The organism is Saccharopolyspora sp. NPDC047091 (assembly GCF_040643635.1).
GTDB lineage: Bacteria > Actinomycetota > Actinomycetes > Mycobacteriales > Pseudonocardiaceae > Saccharopolyspora_C.
In genome coordinates this window covers 45,838-66,799 of sequence record NZ_JBEYUS010000031.1, presented here as the reverse complement: position 1 = coordinate 66,799, position 20,962 = coordinate 45,838, and the positions used below count along the sequence as shown (strand labels likewise).

21 protein-coding genes are annotated in these 20,962 nt (G+C 73.9%); 10 read left to right on the top strand and 11 right to left on the bottom strand.

Annotated elements, in window-relative coordinates; all coding sequences use genetic code 11:
* Positions 1-355 (top strand): hypothetical protein (locus ABZ805_RS15835; protein ID WP_358440147.1); only part of this gene is annotated, 355 nt, incomplete at its 5' end.
* A 32-nt stretch (positions 356-387) separates the two neighbouring features.
* On the opposite strand, the gene ABZ805_RS15830 is transcribed toward ABZ805_RS15835, so the two are convergent.
* Both ABZ805_RS15830 and ABZ805_RS15825 read right to left on the bottom strand, forming a co-directional pair.
* Positions 388-846, bottom strand: a complete 459-nt coding sequence (locus ABZ805_RS15830) for a hypothetical protein (protein WP_358440144.1) — start codon at positions 844-846, stop codon at positions 388-390.
* A gap of 118 nt (positions 847-964) precedes the next feature.
* Entirely contained in the window at positions 965-1,567 is a 603-nt protein-coding gene (locus tag ABZ805_RS15825) for a class I SAM-dependent methyltransferase (RefSeq protein ID WP_358440142.1), read from the bottom strand.
* 135 nt (positions 1,568-1,702) lie between these two features.
* Between ABZ805_RS15825 and ABZ805_RS15820 the strand changes: the two genes are divergently transcribed.
* Together ABZ805_RS15820 and ABZ805_RS15815 are read left to right on the top strand one after the other, a co-directional pair.
* Positions 1,703-2,137, top strand: a complete 435-nt coding sequence (locus tag ABZ805_RS15820; RefSeq protein WP_358440139.1) for an NUDIX domain-containing protein — start codon at positions 1,703-1,705, stop codon at positions 2,135-2,137.
* A 23-nt stretch (positions 2,138-2,160) separates the two neighbouring features.
* Complete coding sequence (locus ABZ805_RS15815) at positions 2,161-2,598, top strand: hypothetical protein (protein ID WP_358440137.1); 438 nt, start codon at positions 2,161-2,163, stop codon at positions 2,596-2,598.
* On the opposite strand, the gene ABZ805_RS15810 is transcribed toward ABZ805_RS15815, so the two are convergent.
* Positions 2,580-3,398 (bottom strand): glycoside hydrolase family protein, encoded by an 819-nt coding sequence (locus ABZ805_RS15810; RefSeq protein ID WP_358440134.1) that lies wholly within the window; start codon positions 3,396-3,398, stop codon positions 2,580-2,582. The two genes, ABZ805_RS15815 and ABZ805_RS15810, sit on opposite strands and share 19 nt — an antisense overlap.
* A gap of 519 nt (positions 3,399-3,917) precedes the next feature.
* Here ABZ805_RS15810 and ilvA point away from each other — a divergent pair.
* Positions 3,918-5,156: a threonine ammonia-lyase IlvA gene (gene ilvA, locus ABZ805_RS15805; RefSeq protein ID WP_358440155.1), complete on the top strand. Its 1,239-nt coding sequence runs from the start codon at positions 3,918-3,920 to the stop codon at positions 5,154-5,156.
* A 48-nt stretch (positions 5,157-5,204) separates the two neighbouring features.
* Here the strand turns inward: ilvA and ABZ805_RS15800 are convergent, their stop codons facing one another.
* The gene (locus ABZ805_RS15800) at positions 5,205-6,278 is read right to left on the bottom strand and encodes an alpha/beta hydrolase family protein (protein WP_358440131.1); all 1,074 of its coding nucleotides are present in this window, start codon (positions 6,276-6,278) and stop codon (positions 5,205-5,207) included.
* Positions 6,279-6,542: 264 nt separating this feature from the next.
* Here ABZ805_RS15800 and ABZ805_RS15795 point away from each other — a divergent pair, with 264 nt between their 5' ends.
* The 5 genes from ABZ805_RS15795 (at position 6,543) to ABZ805_RS15775 (ending at position 11,573) form a co-directional block, all read left to right on the top strand.
* A complete protein-coding gene (locus tag ABZ805_RS15795; protein ID WP_358440128.1) occupies positions 6,543-8,756 on the top strand; it encodes an NTPase in 2,214 nt (737 codons plus the stop codon).
* A 63-nt stretch (positions 8,757-8,819) separates the two neighbouring features.
* Complete coding sequence (locus tag ABZ805_RS15790) at positions 8,820-9,749, top strand: U32 family peptidase (protein ID WP_358440125.1); 930 nt, start codon at positions 8,820-8,822, stop codon at positions 9,747-9,749.
* A 97-nt stretch (positions 9,750-9,846) separates the two neighbouring features.
* Complete coding sequence (locus ABZ805_RS15785; RefSeq protein ID WP_358440122.1) at positions 9,847-10,269, top strand: GNAT family acetyltransferase; 423 nt, start codon at positions 9,847-9,849, stop codon at positions 10,267-10,269.
* Between the two features lie 132 nt (positions 10,270-10,401).
* Positions 10,402-11,109: a hypothetical protein gene (locus ABZ805_RS15780; protein WP_358440119.1), complete on the top strand. Its 708-nt coding sequence runs from the start codon at positions 10,402-10,404 to the stop codon at positions 11,107-11,109.
* A gap of 128 nt (positions 11,110-11,237) precedes the next feature.
* Positions 11,238-11,573 (top strand): hypothetical protein, encoded by a 336-nt coding sequence (locus ABZ805_RS15775; RefSeq protein ID WP_358440117.1) that lies wholly within the window; start codon positions 11,238-11,240, stop codon positions 11,571-11,573.
* Here ABZ805_RS15775 and ABZ805_RS15770 read toward each other — a convergent pair.
* From ABZ805_RS15770 to ABZ805_RS15755, 4 genes are all read right to left on the bottom strand, one after another.
* A complete protein-coding gene (locus tag ABZ805_RS15770) occupies positions 11,554-13,365 on the bottom strand; it encodes a thiamine pyrophosphate-requiring protein (protein ID WP_358440114.1) in 1,812 nt (603 codons plus the stop codon). The two genes, ABZ805_RS15775 and ABZ805_RS15770, sit on opposite strands and share 20 nt — an antisense overlap.
* A 75-nt stretch (positions 13,366-13,440) precedes the next feature.
* Positions 13,441-13,617 carry a CsbD family protein gene (locus ABZ805_RS15765; protein ID WP_224955812.1) on the bottom strand — a complete coding sequence of 59 codons (177 nt, stop codon included), beginning with the start codon at positions 13,615-13,617 and terminating at the stop codon, positions 13,441-13,443.
* A 98-nt stretch (positions 13,618-13,715) separates the two neighbouring features.
* Positions 13,716-14,393: a hypothetical protein gene (locus ABZ805_RS15760; protein ID WP_358440112.1), complete on the bottom strand. Its 678-nt coding sequence runs from the start codon at positions 14,391-14,393 to the stop codon at positions 13,716-13,718.
* Between the two features lie 177 nt (positions 14,394-14,570).
* Positions 14,571-16,013, bottom strand: a complete 1,443-nt coding sequence (locus ABZ805_RS15755; protein ID WP_358440109.1) for an aromatic amino acid ammonia-lyase — start codon at positions 16,011-16,013, stop codon at positions 14,571-14,573.
* A gap of 159 nt (positions 16,014-16,172) precedes the next feature.
* Here ABZ805_RS15755 and ABZ805_RS15750 point away from each other — a divergent pair, with 159 nt between their 5' ends.
* Positions 16,173-16,475, top strand: a complete 303-nt coding sequence (locus ABZ805_RS15750; protein WP_358440107.1) for a putative quinol monooxygenase — start codon at positions 16,173-16,175, stop codon at positions 16,473-16,475.
* Between the two features lie 253 nt (positions 16,476-16,728).
* Here the strand turns inward: ABZ805_RS15750 and ABZ805_RS15745 are convergent, their stop codons facing one another.
* The 3 genes from ABZ805_RS15745 to ABZ805_RS15735 all read right to left on the bottom strand — a co-directional run bounded on the left by ABZ805_RS15745 (position 16,729) and on the right by ABZ805_RS15735 (position 20,955).
* Positions 16,729-17,376, bottom strand: coding sequence for a TetR family transcriptional regulator (locus ABZ805_RS15745; RefSeq protein WP_358440152.1), 648 nt, complete (start codon positions 17,374-17,376; stop codon positions 16,729-16,731).
* Positions 17,377-17,530: 154 nt separating this feature from the next.
* Positions 17,531-19,876 (bottom strand): aldehyde dehydrogenase family protein, encoded by a 2,346-nt coding sequence (locus tag ABZ805_RS15740; protein WP_358440105.1) that lies wholly within the window; start codon positions 19,874-19,876, stop codon positions 17,531-17,533.
* Positions 19,876-20,955, bottom strand: coding sequence for an AMP-binding protein (locus tag ABZ805_RS15735; RefSeq protein ID WP_358440103.1), 1,080 nt, complete (start codon positions 20,953-20,955; stop codon positions 19,876-19,878). The genes ABZ805_RS15740 and ABZ805_RS15735 overlap by 1 nt, the downstream gene beginning before the upstream one ends.
* Between the last annotated feature and the right edge of the window lie 7 nt (positions 20,956-20,962).

Here is a 20,962-nt window from a genome sequence, read left to right as displayed (position 1 = left end):
CGCCCGCGCCCGAGCCCGGGCAGCCGCGGGCCCACGAGGGGCCCGGCCGCTCGTGGCCGCGCGCGGACGGCGCTCGGCTCTCGGCGGGTCCGCTCGGCGGCGAGTCCGGTGGTGCCGGTCGTCCGCGGGCCGGTGTAGCGCTCGGTGCACCCGCCGCCCCGCCGCGGCGGGTCTGTGCCGGAGGTGGGACACCATCGTCGCCCGCGCCGTCGCCGACGGGCCCGGCTTCCCTCGCGCCCTGCGCACCGTCGGCTTCCGCGAACCCCTGCACGACATGGTGGCGCTGGTGCGCACCCGAGAACTCGCCCACCTCGCCCAGAAGATGCTGCTCGACCGGCCGACCCCGGAACGCTGACGGACCACGCTTCCCAGTTGATCCACAGTGGACTAGCGGGCTCCGGTGGCGGCGCGGGCTCGGGGGGCGGGGGTTCGCCTGGCGGGTTGGGGGCGGCGCTTCGGGGTGGTCTTCGTCTTCGCGGTGGTCTTGGTCTTCGGTGCGGTCTTCGCCTTCGCGGTGGTGCCGGTGCGGCGCTTGCGGGTGCGGGTCCGCTTGGTCGGGACGCCGGCGTAGGTGACGCCGAGCAGCAGGGCCTGCAGGACGGCGGCGAGCAGCACGCCACCCCACAGCGCGGGCCCGGACAGCTGCACGAACACCAGCGAAGTCGGTGCGGTGACGAGGAATCCCCACATGCCGACGAGGCTGTTGTCGGCGTGGTCGAACAGCAGCACGTCGAGCGCGATCCACGCCCACACCAGGGCGACCAGCGCCAGGTAGCCCAGTCCCGCCGGATTGAGCAGGTACCGGTGGAGGGCTTCGGTGGCCGGGATGCGCCGTGCGCCGTGCATGGGGTGAGCCTCCCAGAGAAGTGGATCAAGTGCTTCGATCTTCACTATCCCGGCGTGGCGGCCCCCGCCGCATGAGCAGTTCTACCCATCCGGCCCCGGCGTTCGGCCGAATCGGGGTTCAGCGGCTCAGCAGGGCCACCACGAACTGCGAGTCCGGTGTGAACGGTCGCACGTCCCAGGTGGACAGCGCCAGGTCCAGCTCCAGACCGGCGGCGGCCACGTCCGCGAAGAACTCGTCGAACTCGTACCCGCGGCCCGCGCCGAACCCGGCGGCCACCCGCCCCTCCGGTGCCAGGTGCGCGCGGAAACGGCGCAGCACCTCGCGGCGGGTGGCGGGCGCGAGGAACGCGAGCACGTTCCCGGCGCAGACGATCGCGTCGAACGGCTCGCCGATCCCGCGAGCCGGGAGGTCCAGTTCGGCGAGGTCCTCGACGATCCAGCGCGGCCCCGGGTGGTCCTGCTCGGCGGCGGCGATCAACGTCGGGTCCACGTCGACGCCGACCACCTCGTGCCCGGCCGCCGCGAGCGCGGCACCGACCCGGCCGGGCCCGCAGCCCGCGTCGAGGACGCGCGCGCCGCGCGGCACCAGCGCGTCCACCAGCCGCGCCTCACCCGCCAGGTCGTCACCTGCGCGGGCCAGGCCGCGCATCCGCTCGACGTACCAGTCCGAGTGCCCCGGATCGGCGGCGACCTTCTGCATCCAGAGACTCTGCTCGACCATGCCCCCATCCTCCCGCGTCCCGGTTCGGGGCTCGTCCCCCGCCCCGGCGCTGCGCCGATCACCGGAATCCGTCCCCGCCACCGCGCCCGGACTGCGAAGCTGGACCCGCACCGAGGCGAGACCGGGAGATGCAGGATGACGCTCGACGACGGACTCCGGTTCGACGACCACCACTGGGTGGCGCACGTGCTGCTGGCGCGCGCGGACCGCTACCTGGTGCTCAAGCGCGGCGCCGACCGCTACCTCGGCGGCAGGTGGGACCTGCCGGGCGGCACCGTCGAGCCGGGCGAGGACCTGCGCGCCGCCGCCGGACGCGAGGCCGCCGAGGAGACCGGGCTGGTCGTCCGCGCCACCGACGAACTGGCGCGCTTCAGCAACGCCGACACCCGCGGCAGGCCGATCTGCTTCCACACGGTCACCTTCCACGGCGTCGAAGCGGATCCGGCGGCGCAGGTGGTCACCGCGCCGGAAGAGCATGACGAGCACCGCTGGCTCACCCTGGACGAGGCGCTGCGCCTGGACCTGGTGTGGCACGTGCGCCGCGCCTTCGACGCGCTCGCCGACCGATGACGGCCCGAGACCCGGGAGGTGCCATGCCGGTGAAGATCCGGGTCGACCGCGCGTGCCTGGTGGTCCTGCTGCTGGTGGGAGCCGGCACCGGGGTGTGGGCGTTCGCCGCGCCGGCGTCCTGGCACGGTTCGTTCCCCGGTTTCGGCTTGGACTGGCTGCCGCGGACGGGCCCGTACAACGAGCACCTGGCGCGGGACGTGGGCGCGATGTTCCTCGCGCTGGCGGTGCTCAGCGGTGCGGCGCTGCGGCGGATCGACGACGCGGCGCTGACCAGAGCGGCCGGTGCGGCGTGGCTGGTGTTCAACGCGCTGCACTTCGGCTTCCACAGCACGATGCTGCCCATGTACGGCCTGCTCGACCAGGTGCTGAGCATGGGCAGCCTCGGGCTGGTCACCGTGCTGTCGCTCGTCCTCGTCCTGCCGCGGCGGGCGGGCTCCGCCGATCAGGGGGCGTCGCGGTAGGCGGTGCCGCTGGCGTTGGGCTGCGCGCCGTCGTAGAGACCGGTGGGACTGGTGCCGGTGGAGAGAGTGAACCAGGCGTAGCGCTCCACGAACGGCAGCCCGTCGAGCATCGCCGCGGAATCGCGCACGAAGTCCGCCTGCTGCTGCGCGTCCGGGTAGCGCGGGGTGTCGCCGGCGAAGTCGATGAGCGCGTACTCGGTGACCCACACCGGCTTCCCGTAGCGGTCGTGCACGGCCTGCACGTAGTCGCGGAGCTGATCGGTGGCCTGCGGGGAGAAATCGCCGCCGTACCAGTGCAGCGGGATGAAGTCGACGCGCAGGCCGCGCTCGTCGGCACCGCGCAGGAACCGGTCGAGCCAGCCGCCGTCCTGGTCGGCGCCGGTGGCGACGGCGGGTGCGCTCAGCCGCATCCCGGTCTCCTCCAGCTGCGGCCACAGGTCGAGGGCCTGCTCGACGCTCATCCCGGCCTGCTCGTCGAAGTCCGGTTCGTTGAAGGTGAGCAGCGTCGACCCGGACTGCTTCGCCGCCTCCAGGTCCTGCTGGTTCACCGAGTCGGCGCCCCAGATCATCGGCACGAATTCGACGCCGTCGGGTGCGGTGACGCCCTGCGGGTCGGCGGCCCAGCCGTAGTACCAGTCGGCGCCGACGTCGCGCAGCGCCTGGTCCACGCCGTCGCCCGGGTTCACGCTGACGCCCTTGCCGCCGGACTCGTCGGCTCCGGCGGTGGCGGGGGCGAGCAGCAGGGCCGCGGTCGCAGCCAGCGCGGTCCACCAGGTCCGGCGCGTGAACGTCCCGAGCATCGATTCCCCTTGCGTCGCGGCACTTCCCCGGCCGGATGGCGCGGGCGAGCAGGTCCGGGTCATCGTAGGTCCCCGCGACGCGGTCGGATCTCCTGGAAATTTCCCGGTTTTCTGGGCGGTGGACCGCGCGTTCGGCGGTACCGCAACGGATTCCGGGTGGATCTCGCGGCCGCTGCCGGGGTCGTCCCGGAGACCGGGCGCCCGATCCGGCGAAGCGGGCATTGCGGACGGCCCGCCGAGCCCGGGACGTCCACCAGGTGGAATGCGAGCGGTGTTCAGGATTCCCATGCACTGGGAGATCGACGCACAGGGTCACCACCGACGACCGTCCGCATCGGATCGGCTCCACATCGGGTGATACGAGCAGCAGATCCTGTGCGCAGCGTCACCGAAGCGGCCGAACACGGCCGCGCGGGCCCACCCCCGCCGCCGGGCCGCGCGACCGGCAGGACCATGCTCGGACCCGTGCCCCAACACCGACACACCCGACAGGAGGTCGACGACGTGTCGCCAAGCCCGGTGCGCGCCGCGGACGTGGACGCCGCGGCCCAGCGGTTCAGCACGACGATCCCCCCGACCCCGCTGCAGCACAACGAACGGCTCTCCACCCGGCACGGGCTCGACGTGTGGCTCAAGCGGGAGGACCTCACGCCGGTGCGGTCCTACAAGGTGCGCGGGGCGTACAACTTCATCAGCCAGCTCTCCGCGGAACAGCGCGAGCGCGGCGTCGTGTGCGCCAGCGCGGGCAACCACGCGCAGGGCGTGGCGTTCGCCTGCGAGTCGCTCGGCGTCTCCGCCCGCGTGTACCTGCCGCGCACCACGCCGCGGCAGAAGCGGCAGCGGGTGGCCCGCTTCGGCGGCAGCCACGTCGAGGTCATCGTGCTCGGCGACACCTACGACGACGCCGACGCCGCGGCCCGCGCCGACGCGGCCGACAGCGGCATGACGCTCATCCCCGCGTTCGACGACCCGCGCACCATCGCCGGTCAGGGCACCGTGATCCGCGAGGTCGTGCAGCAGCTCGGCAAGGCCCCCGACGCGGTGGTGGTGCCCGTCGGCGGTGGCGGGCTGCTCGCGGGCACCCTCGCCTGGCTGCGGGAGAACCACCCGCAGGTGCGGGTGATCGGCGCCGAACCGCAGGGCGCGGCGAGCATGGCGCTCGCCATCGACCGCGGCGAACCGTCCCCTGTGGACGATCTGGATCCGTTCGTGGACGGCGCCGCGGTGCGCGTCGTCGGCCGCAACCCGCACGCCATCGCCGCGCTCGACCCGCCGGAGCTGGTGGCCGTGCCGGAGGGGCAGATCTGCGTCGAGATCCTCGACCTGTACCAGTCGGACGGCATCATCAGCGAACCCGCGGGCGCGCTGTCGCCCGCCGCGCTCGCCCAGGACCTCGGGCTCGCGCCGGGTTCGACGGTGGTGTCGCTGATCTCCGGCGGCAACAACGACGTGAGCCGGTACGCGGAGATCGTGGAGCGGGCGCTCGTGTTCGAAGGGCGCAAGCACTACTTCCTCGTCGAGTTCCCGCAGGAACCCGGTGCACTGCGCCGGTTCCTGGACGACGTGCTCGGCCCGGACGACGACATCGCCCTGTTCGAGTACGTCAAGCGCAACAACCGGGAGACCGGCCCCGCCCTGGTCGGCCTCGAACTCGGCGCCCCCGAGAACCTGGACCCGATCCTCAAGCGCATGGAAGCGATCCCGCACCGCATCCAGCAGGTTCCCCCGGACAGCCCGCTGTTCCACTTCCTGGTGTGAGTTCGCCGGGGTGAACGGCCCACCCGCCGGGCCGTTCACCTCCCGCGGCTAGGGGTGCTGCAGGACGTCCATGATGCGGCCGACGTAGTCGTCGTGGTCGGCTTGCAGGCAGGCCCGCTGGGCGTGCTTGCCGTTGCACCCCTCGCCCCAGCCGCTGCCGTCGCCGTAGTCGAGGAAGTCGTGCGGGATGCCCGCCGCCGCGAGGTTCGCCGCGGTGACCACCGCGGTCTCCCGCACCCGGTTCTCCGCGATGGCCAGGACCGGGTCCTCCAGCAGGTTCCCGCCGTTGCCCGCGTAGATCGCGACTCCCATGCCGCGCAGCGCTCCGACGTGCTGCGCGGGGCTCTGCGCGTTCCAGATGCCGTCGTTCGGCCACACCGGCGACCCGAAGATCGCTTCCGGCGGGTCGAGCGGGGTTCCCGCGCCGTCCCACAGCGCCGACGCGGTGACCGCGGCCCGCATCTCCGGGTTCAGCAGGTCGAGGTCGCCGGAGAAGCTGCCGACGTAGCGGAACAGGTCGGGCCGGTGCTCGGCGTAGTGGAACGCGCCGAACCCGCCCATCGAGTGCCCGGAGATGGCCCGGCCCTCGCGGGTGGCGATGGTGGCGAGGTTGTCGTCGATCAGCGGGATCAGCTGGTCGAGGTGGAAGGTCTCCCAGTGCTGCACGCCGGAGCTCCCCGGCGCCACCCAGTTGGTGTACCAGCCGCGACCGCCGCCGTTGGGCTCCACGGTGATCAGCGGGACGCCTGCGGTGGCCTCCTCGGTGATCTCCATGTTCTGCACGGCGTTCGGGTATTCCGGCGAGCCGTGCAGCGTGTAGTGCACCGGGTAGCGGGTGGTGCCGTCGTAACCGTCGGGCAGCGTCACCATGACGACGTGCTCGCCGGAGACCTGGCCCGGCAGCGGCGGGTGTTCCGGCACCTGGTCGGTGCGGACGGTGATGGTGAACGTCCGCTCGCTGTGCCATTCCGGCTGCCCGACGACGGTGATCCCGTGCCCGTCGGCGAAGTGCGGCGTCGCGGGTGCGGCGTGCGCCGCGGGCCCGGTGAGCGCGGCGGTGGCGGTGAGCGCGATCAGTGCCGCGGCCCAGCGGCGCGGCGCGGTGCGGTGTTCGGTTCGCATCAGGGTCCCCCGTCTGATGTCGACCCGCCTCCCCTGGGCGGGTGCCGTGCTGAGCGAACCAAGGCCGGACGCCGGGCTCCAGCGGCCAGTCGGGTGATCGCGGCGGCAACATTCCGCACCAGCGCGCGAACTCCCACTGCTTTCGGCATATACTGAGGAGTTTTCCGGTGATCCGGTCGCAGCGCGGCCGTGTTCAGCGCCGCCGAGTTGTGGGACCTTGTCCTTCCGGGGCGGACGGGGCCGCCCTCCGGGGAGGTTCGTGGGATGTCGGGTTCTGACGAGCGCTCCGGCCCAGCCGCCGATCGGGTGGAGAACACCGTCCGCCTCGGCGACGGCGCCCGGGTGGAGACCTTGATCCAGACCGGCGTGCTGCACGGCGACCCGGCCCGGTCCATCGGGCTCGATCGGCCGACCGCGCTCGACGAGCCGCTGCGCGTGCTGGGGCGGGAGGTGCGCACCCGCTGGAAGCGGGAGAAGGAGCGGGTGCTGCGCGAGCACGACGCGCTCCCGGTGCGGTGGGCCGCCGCACCGGCGGAGCTGCACCGCGACCGGGAATCCGCCATCGACCTCTCCGGCGTGTTCGACGAGGAGCGGCGCGGCATCGTGCCGACCTACCGCAAGGTGCCGTCCGGACGGCTCGTGGTGCTGGGTCCCGCCGGATCCGGCAAGACGGTGCTCACCGTCGACTTCGTGCTGCGGATGCTGGACGGGCGCGGGCAGGTCCGCCGACCGGTTCCGGTCCGCTTCGACCTCGGCCCCTGGGACCCGCGCGAGGTCGACCTCCAGCACTGGCTGGCCGATCGGCTCGCGCACGACTACCCGCAACCGGGCGGCCGGCGGACGGCGGCGGACCTGGTCGATTCCGAACTGGTCCTGCCCGTGCTCGACGGCTTCGACGAGATCGCCGAACCCCGGCGCCGCAGCGCGCTGCACGCGCTCAGCAGGCACGACGGACCGCTGCTGCTGACCAGCCGGGAAGAGGAGTACGCGGCCCTGCTGGCCGAATCCGAGCCGGTGAAGTCGGCCGCCGCGATCCGGCTCGACGAACTCGCCGAGCACGACCTGACCCGGCACCTGGTGCGGAGCGGGACCGAGGCGGGCCGCCGCTGGGAACCGGTCCTGCGGCACCCGCCGCACGACGCGGCGTCCCGGAACCTGCGGCACGTGCTGCGGAATCCGCTGATGGCGTCGCTGGCCCGCGCCGCGTACCGCGAAGCGGGTGCCCGCCCGGAAGAACTGCTCGACACCACCCGCTTCCCGACTCCGGCCCTGCTGCGGCGCCACCTGCTGGAGAAGTACGTCCCGACCACCTACGACGACGAGCTCGCCACCGCCCGGCCGATCCGGTGGCGCAGGCCGTGGACGTCGCGGCAGGTGCAGCCCTGGTTCCGGTACCTCGCCACCCACCTGGCCCGGCGGGACGCCCGCGAGCACGATCGCGCGCGGCGGGACGCCCAGGACCTCGCCTGGTGGAAGATCGCCCACGATCTGCCCCGGCGCACCCGGATGCTGGTGGTCGCCCTGGTCACCGGGGTCGCGGTGGGCGCGGTGGTGTTCCTCGGGCACTGGTTCCTCTACGTGGCGGGCGGAAGCGGCGTGGCCGAGAGCCTGGTCGCCGCCGCCGCGGACGGCGTCCTCAACGGGGCGGTCGCCGGGGCCGGGTTCGGGCTGGCGCACGGTGCGGGGCTCGTGATCCGGCGCGCCGCGGTCCAGCCCTCGCACGTGCGCCTCCGGTTCCGGCGCGGACCGCGCAGGCCGGACTCCCGGTCCTTGCGCACGATCGCCACCAGGGCCGCCGTGGCGCTGCTGCTGGGGACCGCGTTCGGGTTCTGCTGCGGGTTCGTGCCCGGGCTGGTGCGCGCCGGCCTGACCGGCGCACCGGTGCTGCCGACCGCGGTGGTGGACGGGCTGCTGTTCGCGGCGATGTTCGGCCTCGGCGCCGGGCTCGTGCTGTTCCTCGCGGCGCTGTTCGACGCCCCCATCGACATCAGCGCGGCGGCCAGCCCCGAGGCGCTGCTGGCCGCCAACCGCCGCGCCGCGCTGTTCCAGCTGCTGCTGTTCGGCCCGGTGTTCGGGCTGTCCGTCGGTGTCAGCGGATATCTGGTGGTGGACCTGCTCAGTGGCCGGTTGTGGGGGCTCGAGCTGGTGTGGACGTGGCTGAGCAGCCTCAACTTCGGCGTCCTGGGCGGGGTCGGCGGCGGTCTCGGGGCGATCCTCGCGTGGAGCGCCTGGGGCGAGTGGGTCGTGTTCGGCCGCATCTGGTTGCCGCTGCGCGGGAGGTTGCCGTGGCGGCCGATCGCGTTCCTCACCGACGCCCACGAACGCGGCGTGCTGCGCAGGCACGGCCCGGTGTACCAGTTCCGGCACGCGCTGCTGCGCACCCACCTGGAGGACCCGCGCGCCGAGCCGGAACGGGTGGTGCCCCGGGCCGATCCGTGCGGCGGAACGGACGAGCCGATCCTGCCCGCGGCGGATTGACCGGCTCGGCGCGCCGACCATAGCGTTGCCGGACGTTGTCGGACATGGCGAACGGAGCGGCCGGTGCGGGAGACTCGCGAATTCCTGATGGCGCAAGGACTTCCCGGTGGCGGGCCGCAGCTGCCGGACAGCGGGAAGCGCTTCCCGGACGGCGCGCAGTACCGGGTGGAGATCCCCAGCACCGAAGGCCCCGAGGTGCTCGACGCCGTGCTGGACGAAGCCCGGGCGCGCGAGGTGCCGGTGCACCGGATCTCCCAGGGCAGCGGCGGGATGCTGCTCACCGCCGCCGAACTCGGCGCGATGTCCCGCACCGCGGCCGCCGCTCACGTGGAGCTGAGCCTGTTCGCCCGTCCGGTCGCCGCCTGGGGCACCGGGGCGCTGGCCACCGCGAGCGGTGGCGGGCCGGTCGCCGCGCAGGCCCGCGGCACCGAAGGACTCGTGCACGCGCTGGAGGACGTCCGCCGGACCGCCGAAGCGGGCATCCGCAGCGTGCTGATCACCGACCTCGGCGTGCTGGCGACCGCGTCCCGGATGCGCGAATCCGGTGCGCTGCAACCGGATCTGCAATTCAAGATCAGTGTCCAAATGGGACTGTCGAATCCGGCTTCGGTGCGCATCGCGGAGGAGCTCGGCGCGAACAGCTACAACGTGCCCACCGACCTCGACCTCCGGCAGCTCGCCGACATCCGGGCCGCCACCGAACTGCCGCTGGACGTGTACGTGGAGGCGCCGGACGACCTCGGCGGGTTCGTGCGGCACTTCGAGATCGCCGAGATCGTGCGGGTCGCCGCACCCGTGTACCTGAAGTTCGGGCTGCGCAACGCCCCGAACATCTACCCGAGCGGCACGCACCTGACCCCGACCGCGATCGCGCTGGGCCGCGAACGGGTGCGCCGCGCGCAGCTCGGGCTGGAGCTGCTGCACCGCTACGCCCCGGACGCCACCCGCTCCGAGCTCGCCGCCGCAGGCCTCGCCGTGCCGCACGCCTCCTGACCACCGGCGAACCCGCTCGCGGCCGGGAAAATCCGCAGCGCCGTCCACCGTGGACCGCGTACCGTGCGGCCGGGACACGGCGGGAGGAGCGGGAGCGGTGCGGATCAGGACATTCGCCGAGGGCGACACCGGAGCGGTGGTGGCGTTGTGGCAGGCGGCGGGGCTGACCCGCCCCTGGAACGACCCGTGGGCCGACGTGCGGCGCAAGCGGTCGGTGCAGCCGGAGCTGTTCTTCGTCGCCGAGGACGGTTCCGGCGCCGTGGTCGGCTCCGCGATGGCCGGTTACGACGGTCATCGCGGCTGGATCCACTACCTGGCCGTCGCCGACGAGCAGCGCGGCACCGGCCTGGGCCGCGCGCTCGTCGAACGGGCCGAGGCCGCGCTGGCGGCGCTGGGCTGCCCGAAGGTGCAGTTGCAGGTCCGGCCGGACAACACCGGGGTCGTGGACTTCTACGCACGCCTCGGCTACACCCCGTATGACGCCGTGGACCTGGGCAAACGCCTCGTTCCGGACGACTGAGCCGGAGCGCCGGCCCGCCACTACCTGCGAAAGCGGGTACTGGACCCGCCGGTCCCGTGCCAGTCTCGGCGGCGACGAGCGGCGCGGCGGCGTCCCCGCGCCGTCGGCTCGCGCCGAGGAGCGATGATGCGCTTGTCCACCGGAACCGCGGTGCTCGCGGTGCTGGTCACGACCTGTTCCTGCGGATCCGCGGAACCACCGGACCTGTTCGCGGACTACCTGGGTTCCACCGCGGTGGTGCACGACCGGTTCCCCGCCGCAGGCACCAGCGAGGATCGGCTCGCGGACTTCGCGGCCTACTACACCCCGGACGAGCTGGCGGCGGAGCTGTTCCGCGCCTTCCCCTGCGAGGAGCCCCCATCGGGCGAGGAAAGCGGCTCGAACGAGGCGCGGGACCGGGGTGCGGCGCGCTGCGACGCGGGCCGCGCGGTGCGGCGGGCGGCGGCGGAGCACGCGCCGGACGCCCGGCTGCACGGCCGGGCGGTGCTGGTGGGGTACGCGGACGGCGGCCTGGAGCTCGGCACCGTCTACGTCGCCACGGCGCCCGCGGCGCGGCCGCTGCTCATCGACGGCACCGGCCGCACCTATCCGGGCGGCCTGGCGGACTTCCGCAGGCACAACGACCTGTTCTCCCCGGCGGACCACCTGCTGGTGCCGTCGGACCCCGCCGACGTCGCGGGCGGCGGCGAACTGGTCGTGGTGACCGCGCGGACCTCCACGACCTGGCCGTGGCTGATCGGCCTGGGCGGGCCCGCGGTGCTGCTGTTCGCCTGGGCGCTGCTGCGCTACGCCGCGCGCGCCCGCGAGGCCGAGCACGCGGAGTCCGTTCTCGTGGGCTGAGCACCGGATCCGGACCGGAAAACCCGCCACGCCCCGCTGACCAGCTCTTTCCACCGGCCACGCCGGTGCGAGCCTGCCCACCGGGCCCGGGCCGAGACCACACTGGACACCCGGCGGAGGGGGACGCGATGGGGTCACTGGCGCGTGCGGGGATCGCGGTGCTCGTCGTGCTGCTAGTGGGCGGCGGCGCGGTGCTGGCCACCACGGGCGGCGGTCCGGTCCGGTGCGGGGAGCAGCTCATGGGCCGGGACCAGGTGTGCCGCCTGGTCTCCAGCGCGGGCAGCACGCTCAACAGCTACGACGACCAGCGGCAGGTGCAGCGGGCCGGGCAGGACCGGCGGCTGCTGATCGCGGGCCTGGCGGGGGCGCTGCTGCTGACCTCCGGCGGGCTGGTCGCCGTGCTCGTGCCGTCGCGGCGGCGCGAGCACGGCGGGCACCGCGGGTTCAGTCGAGGGGCGCGCTGAGCACCGACCGGGCCTTCGCGCCGATCGTCTCCCGCACCCCGTCGGCGATGATGCGCAGCGCGTCCGGATCGCCCCGCACCTGCGAACGGGCCGTGTTCAGCGCCTGCGAGACGGTGACGTGCGGCGGGACCAGCGGCACCGCCGGGTCGACCCGGGCGTCGACCACCGTCGGCCGGTCGGCGTGCAGCGCCCGGTCCCACACCTCGCCTGCCTGGTCGGCGCGGTCCAGCTCGTGCCCGGACAGGCCGAGCAGTTCGGCCCACTTCGCGTACGGCACCTGCGGCAGGTGCTGGGCCTCCGGGTACGGCTTGTCGCCGAGCATCGCCCTGGTCTCCCAGGTCACGTAGGACAGGTCGTCGTTGGCGAGCACCAGCACGGTGAACCGCGGATCGGCCCACTCCTGCCAGTACTTCGCCACGGTGATCAGCTCGTTGACCCCGTTCATCTGCATCGCCCCGTCCCCGACGAGCGCCACCACCGGCCGCTCCGGGTGGGCGAACTTCGCGGCCAGCGCGTACGGCAGCCCGCCGCCCATGGACAGCAGCGTGCCGGAGAGGCTGCCGAGCATGCCGGGCCGCATCTGCAGATCCCGGGCGTACCAGCTGGTGGCGGTGCCGCAGTCCGCGGCGACCATCACGTCGTCCGGCAGTCGCCGGGACAGCTCCCGCACCACCAGTTCCGGGTTGAGCCCGCTGGTGTCGGCGTCGGCGCGCTTCTCGCTGTAGGAGTCCCAGCGCCGCGTCCACTGCGCGACGTGGTTCCGCCAGGTGTGCCCGGTGCGTTCGTCGAGCTGCGGCAGCAGCGCCTCCAGGGTCGCGCGGGCGTCGCCGACGAGGTTCACCTCGGTGTCGTACCGGGTGCCGCAGCGCGCCCCGTCCACGTCGATCTGCACGGCCCGCGCCTGCCCCGGTGCCGGGTAGAACTCGGTGTAGGGCATGGTCGAGCCGACGATCAGCAACGTGTCGCACTCGCGCATCAGGTGCCAGCTGGCGGTGGAGCCGAGCAGCCCGATGGGGCCGGTGACCCACGGCAGCGCGTCGTCCAGGACCGTCTTGCCCAGCAGCGCCTTCGCCGCGCCCGCGCCGAGCCGGTCGGCGACGGCGGTGAGCGCCTCGGTCGCGCCGTGCGCGCCCGCGCCCGCGAGGATCGCGACCTTCTCCCCCGCGTTGAGCACCTCGGCGGCCTGCGCGACGCCGCGCGGATCGGCGGCGGCGACCGGGGTGCTGGGCACCGCGGAGGTCCGGTAGTAGCCGTGCTCGGCGGGCGGCTCGGGCACGGCCGCCTGCTCCAGCAGATCGCTGGGCAGCACCAGGGCCGTCACCGTCCGGTGCGCCAGCGCGGTGCGGCAGGCCCGGTCGACGAGGTGGCGGACCTGGCTGGGTTCCACCAGCTGCTCGCAGAAGTCGCCCGCGACGTCCTTGAACAGGTTCGTCAGGTCGATCTCCTGGTAGTAACCGCCGCCGAGCGCGGTGCTCGCGGTGTGCCCGAGCAGCGCCACCACCGGCTGGTGGTCGAGCTTCGCGTCGTAGAGCCCGTTGAGCGCGTGCACCGCGCCGGGCCCGCTGGTCACGGCGCAGCAGCCGAGTGCGCTGCCGCCGTACTTGACGTCCGCGCACGCCGCGAAGCCCGCGGTCTCCTCGTGCCGGACCTGGATGAACTCGGTGCCGGGAGCGGTGCGCAGCGCGGCGATCACCCCGCCGATGCCGTCGCCCGGGTAGCCGTAGAAGCGGCGAGCGCCCCAGCTGCCCAGTCGTTCGACGATGTGCTCGGCGACGTTCTTCGGATCAGCCACTGGTCGCGATACCTCCTCGCAGGGGTCTGCCGCCGGGCGGCGGCGGGGCCGCCACCCGGCGGGGCGGGAGCCGGTTCAGCGCCCCTTCACGGCGTCCTTGACCTTCTCCACGGCCTGCTTGAAGCCGCCCTTGGCCTGGTCGGCCTTGCCTTCGGCCTGCCACTGCTCGTTCCCGGTGACGTCGCCCGCCTTCTCCTTGGCCTGGCCCTTGAGCTCTTCGGCCTTGTGCTGGGCCTTGTCCTCGTCGCCCATGACGCCGTCTCCTTCCGGTGGACGTTGCCTTCCACCGGCGCGTACCCGCACAGCCCGCACTCACACATCCCGGTGCGCACACGCGTTCGGCAGCGGGTTCACCGGGGGCGTTCGCCGAGCAGCGCGGGCACCGTGCTGGTCGCCTTGAGGTGGGTGGCGAGTTCCGGGGCGAGCAGGGCGGCGACGTCGAGCACGTCCTGGTGCCGCGCGGGCAGGTTCGCCCGCAGCAGGTTCTCGTGGTGGGCGGCGCGGTTGCGCAGGCCGTGCAGCCGCCCCAGCGGCCGGTCCAGGTCGGCGCGCGCGGTGCCCCGGGGGAACGCGCGGTGCAGCAGCGGGATCCAGAGCCGGTCGTGGTGGCGGCGGGAGGTGAGGAACCGCCAGAAGCCGAACGACAGCTCGGCGATCACCTTGCCCGGTGGGGGTTCGGTGCCGCGCGGCAGCCCGCGGGCGGCCTGGCCGCGGGCTTTCGCGATCGTCGCGCGGGCGGTGTCGTTGGTGTCGACCAGGCGGCCGTTGGCGGCCCGGTGCCGGGCGGGCGGGAAGAACCGCGCGGGCGTGGCCGTCCAGTGCGGCTCCCCGGCTTCCAGGTCCGCGCACAACGACCGGTCGTGCGCGTTGCGCAGCCCGACCTCGAGGTGGGCGATGTCGTGGTGGAACGCCGCGGAGATCGTGGCGTTCCACTCGTAGAGCTCCAGGGCGGCCCGCTCGGTGCTCGCGGCCGCGCGGTAGGGCGCGAGCCTCGGCGCCGAGAGCCACTGCTCGATCCAGGCCGCCACGGGTGTCCCTTCGGTCGTGCTACGCTTCCCGACGAATAGCCCCGGATGGCCCCTGATCTCCGATCATGTCGCCGGGGCTTCGTCTTGCCCTGGCCCGGGAGGTGCGGGGCCGGGGCGGTCCCGGAGCCGGGACCGATGATCTCGCCGGCACGCCGCGAGGTCCACCGGCGCCGGTCGTCAGAAGCGGACGAGGTCGTCGAGCAGGTCCCCGGCCTTGCTGATGTCCTCGGTGAGCGGCCGGTCCTCCACCCGCGAGTCGAGGGTGTCGGCGGCCAGGTGGAACGCCTCCCGCACCGGCACGTCGATCAGGTCGGCCTCCCGCATCCGCAACGCCCGCACCGCGGCGACGAGTTCGCAGGCCAGCAGCCGCCGGTACGCGGCGGCGGCCGCGGTGGTCGCGCGCGCCGCCTGCGTGGAGAAGCTGGCGTGGTCTTCGAGCCCGCGGGACACGACGGCGGTGCCGAGGGTGGCGGGCAGCGCGGCGTGGCGCAGCTCCGCGAGCGCGTCGTGCGCCACGTATTCGAGGATCATCACCCCGGAGCTGCCGGAGGGGCCCGCGGCGAGGAACGGGCGCAGCCCGGTGAACTCCGGTTCGACCAGGTCGCCGAGGCGCGCGGCGGACAGTTCCGCCACCTGGTGCACCGTCGCCCGCACCCAGTCCAGCGCGGACGCCACGTAGGCGGTGTGGAAGTGCGCGTGGTGGTAGGCGTCCCGGTGCACCACCGAGATCATCGGGTTCTCGGTGCCCGCGTTGATCTCGATGGCGAGCACGTCCCGCAGGTAGTGCACCGCGTCGACCGCGGCGCCCTGCACCTGCGGGTAGGCGCGCAGCCCGAACGGGTCCTGGATGCGCCTGCCCGGCTTCGGGGTGCTGTCCAGCCCGAGCAGCCGCCGCATCTGCGCGGCGCAACCGACCTGCCCGGCGTGCGGGCGGGCTTCGTGCACCGGCGTCGCGTACGCCTCGGGGTTGCCGTCGAGGGCGACGTAGGTGAGGGCGGCGACGACGTGGCTGGCTCGGGTGAGCCGCTCCAGGTCGAGGGTCGCGAGGGTCGCTTCGGCGAGGGTGGCGGCGTTGCTGCTCATGAACGCGAGCGCGTCCCCGGCCGCGATCTCCACCGGCTCCACCTGCCCGGCCAGCCAGGGGCGTTCACCGGCGAGGGCGAGCGCGGTCTCGGCCAGCGGTGCGAGGTCGCCGGTGCCGATGGCGCCGAGCCGGTGCACCAGCGGCAGCGCCCCGGTGCGCACGGCCTGGGCGAGCGCGGTGATCAGGACGGGGCTGACCCCGGCCCGGCCCGCGACGAGCTGGTTGAGCCGGATCAGCAGCGTGCCGCGGGTGTGCTCGGCGGACATGGGTTCGCCGCTGCCGCCCGCGTGGCTGCGCAGCAGCCGCAGCCCGTGCTCGGCGGAGTCGCGGTCGCCGACCACGTCGTCCTTGTTGGCGCCGACGCCGGTGGTCCGGCCGTACACGACGCGTTCGGTGCTGAGCTCGTCGGCGAGCCGCCACGAGTGCTCCGCCACCCGCAGCGCCGCCGTGGACAGGTCGATCGCCAGCGGTCCCGCGGTGCGCGCGGCGTCGGCGACGTCGGTGCACCGCAGCGTGCGGCCGTCCACCCGGATCACCTTCGTCTCCTCTCGTTCGGCCGGTCCAGTATGGGCGGAGCGGGACGCGCCGCCGATGAGATCATCCGCACTCCGCGGGCCGGGCCGCCGCGGCCGGGGTTATCGTCGCCGCTCGGCGGCCGTCGGGGTCGCCGGACCGTTCCAGCTCAGGAGGATCGAGTGCTCGCCCTCGTCGTGTCCATGCAGGCCAAGCCGGGCCACCGGGACGCTTTCCTGGCCGCCATCACCGCCGACGCGGAGGCTTCCGCGGCGAACGAGCCGGGGTGCGTGAGCTTCGACGTGGTCGTCGACACCGCGGACGACCACCACTTCTTCCTGTACGAGGTCTACCGGGACCAGGCGGCGCTGGAGGCGCACCGGGCGAGCCCGCACTTCGCGGCCTGGACCGAGGCGGCCGCGGAGCACGTGGTGCCCGGGTCCCGCGAGGTCACCGTCACCGAACGCCTGCTCCACGAAGCCTGATCACCGCGGGCGGACGGCCCGTCCGGCCCGGCGGCCGTTCCGCCCGCGGTCAGCGCCGGAGGAGCGCTCACCGCGAGATCAGCGGTGGAGGGCCGAACCGCGAGGTCAGCAGCCGGAAGGCCCCTCCGCCGCGAGATCAGCGCCCGGAGGGCCGTTCCGCTGCGAGATCAGCGCCTGGAGATCGTCGCGCCCCGAGATCAGCGATCAGAAACCCTTCCGCCGCGAGATCAGCGGCCGGAGGGCCGCCGCGAGATCAGCGGTCGGAGACCGGCGCCAGCCACAGGCCGGTGATCGCGTCGATCAGCCCCGTCGCGGCGTCGTCCCACGTGGACCGCGGCGTGGAGCCGGAGTCCGCGAGCGCCCGCTCCCGTTCCGCGGGCATGTGCACCATGAGCTGCCGCGCCATGTCGTTGCGCTCGGCGCGCACCTCGTCCGGCAGCGCGGGCAGGCACCGGCGCATCCCGTCGATGATCCGGTGCAGCGACGGTTCGCTGAGCGATTCCTCCACCATCACCGGGCGCAGCGACGGATCGGTCATCACCTGCGCGCCGAACCGGGCGAACCAGGTCGGCACCCCCAGCGAGGCGAGGTGCTCGATGCTGGGCCGCACCAGGCATTCCACCCAGTCCCGGATTCCCGCGTCCTCGCCGACCTCGGCGAGCATCCGCACCCGGATCCGCTCGATCGGCTCGGCGTGCCTGCGCACGATCGCCCGCACCAGGTCGGTCTTGGTGCCGAAGTGGTAGCCGACCGCGGTGTTGTTGCCCTGCCCGGCGGCCTCGCTGACCTGCCGGTTGGACACCGCGAACACCCCGTTCTCGGCGAACAACCGCTCCGCCGCGTCCAGGATCGCCTCCCGGGTCGCCCCGACCCGCTCGCTGCGCGCCGCTTGGCCCGCCATCTGCACCACCACCCGTTCCAACCCGTCCGGCACCGAGTTCCCCCTGCGCACGGGGTTCTCGCGCACCGCCAGTCAACAACCACCACCCGGTTGAGTCAAACGACTGAACCAGGCCGCCCCACCGGACATCCGACCAGATCCGCCCGGCGCGGCTTCACACCGCCCGGGCGGTGAGCAACGACAGGTCCACCGGCAGGCGCCGCGCGGATTCGACGGCGAACCCGGCGCCGCTGAGCAACTTCTCGTACTCGTCCCGGTGCCGTTCGCGGCCGCCGGTGATCGCCAGCATCTGCATGTCCCAGGCCGCGGCCAGCGATTCCCGGCCCGCGACGTCCGGCAGCAGCCGTTCCACGACGAGCAGGCGCGTTCCGGGTTCGCAGGCGTCCCGGCAGGTCCGGAGCAGCCGCGCGCAGTCCGCATCGTTCCAGTCGTGCAGCACCCGGGACAGCAGGTAGACGTCGCCGCCCGCGGGCATCTGCCGGAAGAAGTCGCCCGCCGCGGCCGTCAACCGGCCGCCGCAGTCGTCGTCGAGGCGGCCCGTGACGTGGTCGCGGTCGAACAGCACGCCGTGCAGCCCGGGGTTCGCCGCGAGGACGTGCCGCAGCAGGGTGCCGTCGCCGCCGCCGACGTCGATCGCGGTGCCCGTAGCGGGGAACTCCGCCACCGCGGGCAACGCCTCCCCGACCAACCGGGTCACGGCCCGCATGGCGCGGTCGAACGTCCGCGCGGTGCCGGGGTGCCGGGCGAAGTGGTCGAAGTGCTCGATGCCGTAGTGGTGGCCGAAGGCGGTCCCACCGGTGCGCACCGCGGGCTCCAGGTCGTTCCACGCCTGGTAGAACTCCGCGCCGTAGAGCCGGACCAGGTCGCGGAACGGGTCGTCGTCGTGCAGCAGCGCACCGGTGCCGGTCGTGGTGAACGCGCCGCCTCCGGTGTCGCGGAGCAGGCCGAGGTGCGCGAGGTAGCGCAGCAGCCGCTCGGTCGCGCCGGGGTCGGTGCCGAGGCCCGCCGCGACCTCCGCGCCGGTCAGCGGTCGGTCCCGCACCAGGTCCGCGAGGCCGAGCCCGGCGGCGACGTGCACGGCGCGCGCCGCCCAGTGCCCGGACAGCAGCCCGAGCAGCCTGGTGTGCGGGTCGGCGTCCTCGGTTCCGGTGCGCAGCACCGTCTTGCTGCGCATCAGGAATTCGGCGAGGTGGCCGTCGTGCGGGAGTCCCGGCGCCATCAGGTGGGTGGCGTGGTCGCCGACGTGCACGTTGCTGATGCTCGGTTCGTCGATGAGCCGGGTGAGCAGCGCGTCGTCACCGGTGACGGCGGTGAGCACCAGGGTGTCGCGCAGCGGGCCGACGCCGTCGCCGGGCGTCCACGGCGCCACCCAGGCGCAGGGGAACGGCAGCTCGATGCCGGCCTGCGGCGCGTCGGCGACGTCGAGCAGCACGACGGCGGGGCGCAGCACCGCGGATCCGTCGGGTTGCTCGCGCACCAGGTCGCCCCCGGTGATCAGCCGGGCGCCGTCCAGCCGGGACCGCAGGTGCGCTTCGAGTTCGCGGGCGCGTTCGGGCGTGTGCGCGGGCAGCACGGCCTCGTCGTGGTCGACGGGGTGCACGGGGATCGCGTCGAGGCGTTCGGCGAGCCGCCGGGCCAGGTCCTCGGCGTCGCCGTCGACGAACACGGCGGTGGCGTTGACGCAGGCGGTCCCGCCGTGACCGGTGATCGAGTCGACGACCACGTCGAGGTGCTCGGCGGGCCGCCCGTCGGCGAGCAGCACCTTGGACCGGCCCGGCCCCTGCACCAGCACGTCGGACCGGTTCCCGTAGCGGTGCACCGCCTGGTCGCCGCCGTAGACGAGGGCGAGGTCGGCGGCGGTCACGAGGTCGGCGGCGACGTCGTGGTCCGTCGGCAGCAGCACCACCTGGTCCGGCCCGAAACCGGCCTGCCGCAGCGCGGCGACCAGCCGGTGCGGGGTGAACGGTTCCCGCGCGGAGGGGCGCACCGCGATCCGGTAGCCGAGCGCGAGCGCCTCGATCCACTCGGTGTGCGTGCCCGGGTGGTTTCCGGGCGCGTGCACGGCGAGCACCTCACCGCGGCGGCTCCACACCGCGCCCGATCCGGCGCGGTCCAGCCAGTGCGCGGCGGAGCCGGTCGGGCGCGCCCGGTCCACCGACTCGGCGGCCGCTTCGGCGCTGCGGGCGAGCGCGAGCGATGCGGCCCGCACCACGGGCAGCGCGACGCCGGACGCCCGGCACACCTCGCGTTCGTGCTCGGGCAGCGGAATCCCGTCCACGGTGCCGAGGAAGGCCCGGGCCGCGTCGGCGAGCGCGCGTCGGCGGCGCGGCGCGGACAGCGGCTCGGCCCGGCGCAGCGCGGCGACGCTGCGCTTGACGTAGAGCCGGGGCACCAGGCTCAGCTCGGCGAGCACCGCTCCGTCGACGGCGGTGACCTCCCGGCGGCGGGTGGCGCGGAACGCACCGGTGGCGCCGAGCGCATCGAGCCGGCGGGCGCTCATCAGTACACCCCCTCGATCACGGCGGAGTTCTCGAAGGTCCGCACGGGCGCGACGTCGGCGACCGAGGAACCCAGCGATCCGGCGGGCGCGGCGATGCGGGTGGCGACGTCGCGTTCGAGGTTGTTCGGCAGCAGCATGGCCTTGCTGACGTGGTGCATCACGACCTGCCCGCGCTCGCCTTCCGCCACCTCGGCCCCGGTGTCCGGGTCGACGACGGTGAACGTGGTGTACGGGGAGAACGAGTCGAACGTGCAGGCCCGGTCGTCGCAACCCGGCCGTTCCATGCTGCCGCCGAGGATCGTGGTGCTGCCGTACTGGCCGCGCAGCGCCACGTCCGGGAATACCTCGTGCTGCAGCAGGTACCGGGTGTCCGGGTCCAGGTGCGCACCGCCCCACATGATGGTGCCGACCCGGTCGTTGATCGCCGCGGTGAGGCGGTCGCGGTCGGCGATGCGCTCCAGCAGCGGCGGAGTCGCCACCAGCACGCCGACCTCCTGGCTGTCCAGCACCGCTTCCACCTGGTCCACGACGTGCTCGGCGTAGCGGTCCGCCTCGTCCGGGCGGCCTTCGGCGATGCTGCGGCGCACCCACCGCGGGTCGAGGTCCACGGTGAACGCGATGCCGCCGCGCATGCCCGGCAGTTCCGCCATCAACCTGCCGAAGATGTGCGGGCCGCCGGGCGCCACCGTCAGCCAGTGCGCGTCGCGCGGGAAGCCGAGCTCGTCCATCCGGGCCGACTTCCACGCCAGCGAGTGCTCCAGCCAGTCCCGCAGCAGCACGACCCGCTTCGGGGCACCGGTGGTGCCCCCGCTGTCGAACGCGCCGAGCACGTCGGGCCGGTCGCCGTAGCCGCGCGGAACCAGGTCGCGGATCGGGACGCCGCGGAGCTCGTTCACCACGTTCGGGAAGCGGGCCAGGTCGGCGTGCCTGCGCACGTCGCGCCGCGGGTCGAACCCGAGCGAAGCCGCCCGGTCGAGCCAGAAGGGCGACCCCGTTTCCGGGGAGAAGTGCCAGTCCATCGCCGCCGACAGGAAGGCTTCCTCGTCGAACTCAGCGGCATCGTTCCAGTTCCAGTGCACGGCTTCT